The sequence below is a fragment of the Gordonia polyisoprenivorans genome, from assembly GCF_017654315.1.
Taxonomy (GTDB): Bacteria; Actinomycetota; Actinomycetes; order Mycobacteriales; family Mycobacteriaceae; genus Gordonia; species Gordonia polyisoprenivorans_A.
Map to the genome: position 1 here is coordinate 4,892,152 of NZ_CP072203.1, position 4,154 is coordinate 4,896,305.

Sequence of the window (4,154 nt, forward strand, 5' to 3'; positions counted from 1 at the left end):
AACGCAGGAGGGGTGAACGCAGGAGGGGTGAGCGCTCAGGTGCCGAGCAGCCGCGCGAAGTTCGCGATGCCTGCGGACTCGACGGCGGTGTCGCTGTGGTTGTCGTTGTCGGACAACGCATCCGCGACTGCCCGGGTCTGCTGTTTGCTGCCTTCGAGCAGCGCCGCGAGTTCCCGTGCGGCGCGGTCGATCCGATCACCGAGCGTGGTGGTGTCACCGGAGCCGCCCGCCCAATCCTCGGCGGCGGCATAGACACCCGTGGGTACCACGATCATGCGCAGGTAGCCGAACAATGGGCGCAGCGCGTGGTCGAGCACCATCGAATGCCGTGGGCTTCCGCCGGTCGCGGCGATCAGGACCGGCGTGGCCGCCATCTCGTCGACGTCCACGAGATCGAAGAATGTCTTGAACAGGCCCGAGTAGGACGCGTTGAAGACCGGGGTGGCGACGATCAAGGCGTCGGCGCCCTGCACGGTGTCGATGGCCGCGCGGGCGGCGCCGGTGGCGAAGCCCGCGGCCATCGAGCGACCGAGGTCGACGGCGAGATCGCGGAGATCGATGGTCGTTGTCTGTACCCGGTTCTCACCCAGCGCATCGGTCACCGCCGAGGCGAGCCGATCGACGAGCATCCTCGTCGACGACGGCTCGCCGAGGCCGGCATTGACCGCGACCAGTCGGATCATGCCTGCACCTCGTGTTCCACGGGCTCCTGCGCGGCATCACGCGCCGCCACCAGCGAGGCATGCGTCGGTGCATCCGGAACCTCGGCGGGACGTCCGTCGGCGAATCCCTTGCGCAACTCCGGCAGGACCGCGCCGAGTTCGTCGAGTTGTTCGAGGACGGTCTTCAGCGGCAGACCCGCGTGGTCGATGAGGAACAGCTGGCGCTGGTAGTCACCGAAGGTGTTACGGAAAGACAATGTGCGGTCGACGAATTCGGCCGGGCTACCCACCGTCAGCGGGGTCTCCCGACTGAAATCCTCCAACGACGGACCATGCCCGTAGACCGGTGCGTTGTCGAAGTACGGCCGGAATTCACGAACCGCGTCCTGGGAGTTCTTGCGGATGAAGAACTGTCCACCCAACCCGACGATCGCCTGGTTGGCGTTACCGTGCCCGTAGTGCTCGTAGCGTTCGCGATAGAAGTCGATCAGACGCTGGAAATGCTCTGCGGGCCAGAAGATGTGGTTCGCGAAGAAGCCGTCACCGTAGTAGGCGGCCTGCTCGGCGATCTCCGGGCTGCGGATCGACCCGTGCCACACGAACGGCGCGACGCCGTCGAGGGGTCGGGGCGTCGAGGTGAACGAGGTCAGCGGGGTGCGGAACTTGCCCTCCCAATCGAGCACCTCCTCGGTCCAGAGCCGGTGCAGCAGATGATAATTCTCGATCGCGAGCGGAATGCCCTGCCGGATGTCCTTGCCGAACCACGGATAGACCGGGCCGGTGTTGCCGCGGCCGAGCATCAGGTCCACCCGCCCGTCGGCGAGATGCTGGAGCATCGCGAAATCCTCGGCGATCTTCACCGGATCGTTGGTGGTGATCAAGGTGGTGGCCGTCGACAGATTCAGCGTCGAGGTCTGTGCGGCGATGTAGGCCAGCGTCGTCGTCGGCGACGACGAGAAGAACGGCGGGTTGTGGTGCTCACCGAGTGCGAAGACATCAAGTCCGATGTCCTCGGCCTTCTTGGCGATCTCGACGATGGCCTTGATGCGCTCGTGCTCGGTGGGAGCAACTCCCGTGGTCGGGTCCACCGTGATGTCGCTGACGCTGAAGAGTCCGAATTGCATGTCGCGCCTCCTGGGGTTTCGGGACTGTCATCCAGCTTAACCGGACCATGGTCCGGTTAATTCCGGACACCGGATGACCCGTCTTCCGGGCACGCTGACCTGGGTGAGTTAGTGTGGGCTTACCCGATCCTCGATGGGAGTCAGAATCATGAAGCTTCGGAAGTCCGTTGCCGCGGCCGCCCTGGCCGGTGCCGCCGTCTTCACCGTCGCCGCCTGCTCGAGCAGCGACGACAACGCCTCCACCACGACCGCGAGCACGTCGGTGGCCACGAGCGCCGAATCGAGCGCCGCGGAATCCTCCGGCAGTGACGCACCCGCTCCCGCAGATCTCGACAACGCAGCGGCTCAGGCCATCCTGGACAAGGCACTGAACCCCGACACCTCCAGTGCCGATCTCGACGCCGTCGTCGACACCAGCAGCCCGCTGACCAAGCCCGCGATCCAGGCCTTCGCCAAGGGCTCCAAGCAGATGGGCTACACCTACAAGGTGACCAAGGTCAGCGGCGACGGCAACGATGCCGCACTGGTGACCTTCGATGTCGGCGGCGCACACTCGGCCAGCGGACTGCAGATGAAGTTCGTCAAGGTCGACGGAAGCTGGAAGCTCTCCGGTGACGCGGTGACCTTCCTGCAGTCGATGGCCGGCGGTCACTGACCACCGACGCCGTACTCCCGAGCGCCGCACCGGAAGCCTCCGGTGCGGCGCTCGTGCATCTGCGACCGGTGTGGCTGTAACCGATGCGGCTGGGACCGATCACACTGGGACCGATCACGCTGGGACCGGATTGCCCGACGCGAGCGCCGGTAGCATGGCAGAACCCGGTGACGGCCGGGACATCGATGCCGAGGGAGGCGCTGTGCGAACCGATCAGGTCACCCGTCCGATCGCGCCCGCGGTGACCGATCGTCATGCGCGCTGGCCTCAGGTGAACGATCTGGTCGATGAACCCGTGGAACCCGAGAACCCGCTCTTCGAGATCCCCAGCGCCCGGAGCGATGTCGTGGACGGGCCGCTGCCGCCGATCGGCGACCTGTGGGGTCGGGCCGAACTCGATCCGATCCCCGACCTCACAACATCGGGCGTCGGACCTGTCGTCTATCCGCGTGGACGCACCGCTCCGGCGGCAACCGCAGCAGTGGTGTGCGGCGTGGCCTCGGTGCCGCTGACCCTGGCACTCGGCATCGGTGGGGTGCTGGGCATACTGGCGATCATCCTGGGAGTGGCCGCGGTACGCACGATCCGTCGAACACCGGGCATGCGTGGCACCGGTCGCGCGGTGGCGTCGATCGTGATGGGGACGGGCAGCGCCCTGGTCGGGCTACCGATTCTCGCGCTCGTCCTGATGGTCGGCTCGCTGCTGTAGAGCCGCGCGCGGCACTAAGTGTGCGCGCTGCTGTCGCAGGCCGGGACGGATCAGCCGGCGACGCGCAGATGTCCGACGGTGGGCTCGAGATGACGGCCAAGCCAGGCGACCACCTGGTCGATGTTGCGGCCCTGCTCGTCGGGGTCGGAGATCTCTGCCAACGCCGGGACCGAGTGGAGCACGGCTGCGTAGAACGCCGCCTCACGCGACATGCCGTGCTGCGCCATGACCACCTCGAAGGAGTCGAGAGCCTGATCGAGTTCGCCGTAGGTCACCATGTGCCCGCCGAAGCGCACCGCCGGTAACGACGGCGTCATGTCCGCTCTGTCGCGGATGTCCTGCAGTAGTTCATTCATGTGACACTTCCCCACCCGGCTGACTTGATTCATGGTCATCACCCTTCGATCAACCTCCCCGTCGACCGAGGGTTTCTTGCGATCAAGCATCAATCGCTGCGTAACGATATGGGTACCTTACCGCGCGAAATGTGGCGGATTACACACTGAAACTGGTAACGCCCACAACAACATCGGTATATCCGTCAACAGAAACGATAGAGCGTGTGACGTGAGTGATCCATGAGGTTACTGAGTCTGATGTTGAAAAGAAACGTCGCCGTGACCACTGGGGTCCCGGCGACGTTTCGTGACATCTCGTCCTGCGTTCGACAGCTCAGCCGTTCTCCCGGGCAGCCTTGTCCGCCTCCATCGCGTCGATGAGGCTCTTGGGGCGCAGATCGGTCCAGTTCTTCTCCACGTACTCCAGGCACGCCGCACGGGAATCCTCACCGAACACCTTGGTCCAGCCGGACGGGATGTCGGCGAACGTCGGCCACAGCGAGTGCTGGTTCTCATCATTCACGAGCACGTAGAAGCGGCCGTTCTCGTCGTCGAATGGGTTCGTCATCTCTACTCGACTCCTTCAGTCAATCGTCGTTGTCCTCGAGGCGGTTAGGTGAACCTCAGTCGTGTCTCACCGTACCGTCCCCGACCTTGTCGGCGGCA

At 65.0% G+C, this 4,154-nt stretch carries 6 protein-coding genes; 2 read left to right on the forward strand and 4 right to left on the reverse strand.

Annotation, left to right across the window (positions count from 1 at the left end; genetic code table 11):
- Nucleotides 1–35: 35 nt before the first annotated feature.
- Nucleotides 36–683, reverse strand: coding sequence for a CE1759 family FMN reductase (locus tag J6U32_RS22145; RefSeq protein ID WP_208792157.1), 648 nt, complete (start codon nucleotides 681–683; stop codon nucleotides 36–38).
- Nucleotides 680–1,786, reverse strand: coding sequence for an LLM class flavin-dependent oxidoreductase (locus J6U32_RS22150; protein WP_208792158.1), 1,107 nt, complete (start codon nucleotides 1,784–1,786; stop codon nucleotides 680–682). Before J6U32_RS22150 ends, J6U32_RS22145 begins: the two co-directional genes overlap by 4 nt.
- A gap of 148 nt (nucleotides 1,787–1,934) precedes the next feature.
- Between J6U32_RS22150 and J6U32_RS22155 the strand changes: the two genes are divergently transcribed.
- The gene (locus tag J6U32_RS22155; protein ID WP_208792159.1) at nucleotides 1,935–2,441 is read left to right on the forward strand and encodes a hypothetical protein; all 507 of its coding nucleotides are present in this window, start codon (nucleotides 1,935–1,937) and stop codon (nucleotides 2,439–2,441) included.
- Between the two features lie 154 nt (nucleotides 2,442–2,595).
- Nucleotides 2,596–3,150 (forward strand): DUF4190 domain-containing protein, encoded by a 555-nt coding sequence (locus J6U32_RS22160; RefSeq protein ID WP_244332275.1) that lies wholly within the window; start codon nucleotides 2,596–2,598, stop codon nucleotides 3,148–3,150.
- A 50-nt stretch (nucleotides 3,151–3,200) separates the two neighbouring features.
- On the opposite strand, the gene J6U32_RS22165 is transcribed toward J6U32_RS22160, so the two are convergent.
- Together J6U32_RS22165 and J6U32_RS22170 are read right to left on the reverse strand one after the other, a co-directional pair.
- Entirely contained in the window at nucleotides 3,201–3,506 is a 306-nt protein-coding gene (locus J6U32_RS22165; RefSeq protein WP_238534739.1) for a hypothetical protein, read from the reverse strand.
- A gap of 316 nt (nucleotides 3,507–3,822) precedes the next feature.
- Nucleotides 3,823–4,056 (reverse strand): MbtH family protein, encoded by a 234-nt coding sequence (locus J6U32_RS22170; protein ID WP_208792161.1) that lies wholly within the window; start codon nucleotides 4,054–4,056, stop codon nucleotides 3,823–3,825.
- Between the last annotated feature and the right edge of the window lie 98 nt (nucleotides 4,057–4,154).

Coding starts and splice junctions, on each gene's coding strand:
- J6U32_RS22145 (WP_208792157.1), bottom strand. CDS start 683: ATGATCCGACTGGTCGCGGTCAATGCCGGCCTCGGCGAGCCGTCGTCG.
- J6U32_RS22150 (WP_208792158.1), bottom strand. CDS start 1,786: ATGCAATTCGGACTCTTCAGCGTCAGCGACATCACGGTGGACCCGACC.
- J6U32_RS22155 (WP_208792159.1), top strand. CDS start 1,935: ATGAAGCTTCGGAAGTCCGTTGCCGCGGCCGCCCTGGCCGGTGCCGCC.
- J6U32_RS22160 (WP_244332275.1), top strand. CDS start 2,596: ATGGCAGAACCCGGTGACGGCCGGGACATCGATGCCGAGGGAGGCGCT.
- J6U32_RS22165 (WP_238534739.1), bottom strand. CDS start 3,506: ATGAATGAACTACTGCAGGACATCCGCGACAGAGCGGACATGACGCCG.
- J6U32_RS22170 (WP_208792161.1), bottom strand. CDS start 4,056: ATGACGAACCCATTCGACGACGAGAACGGCCGCTTCTACGTGCTCGTG.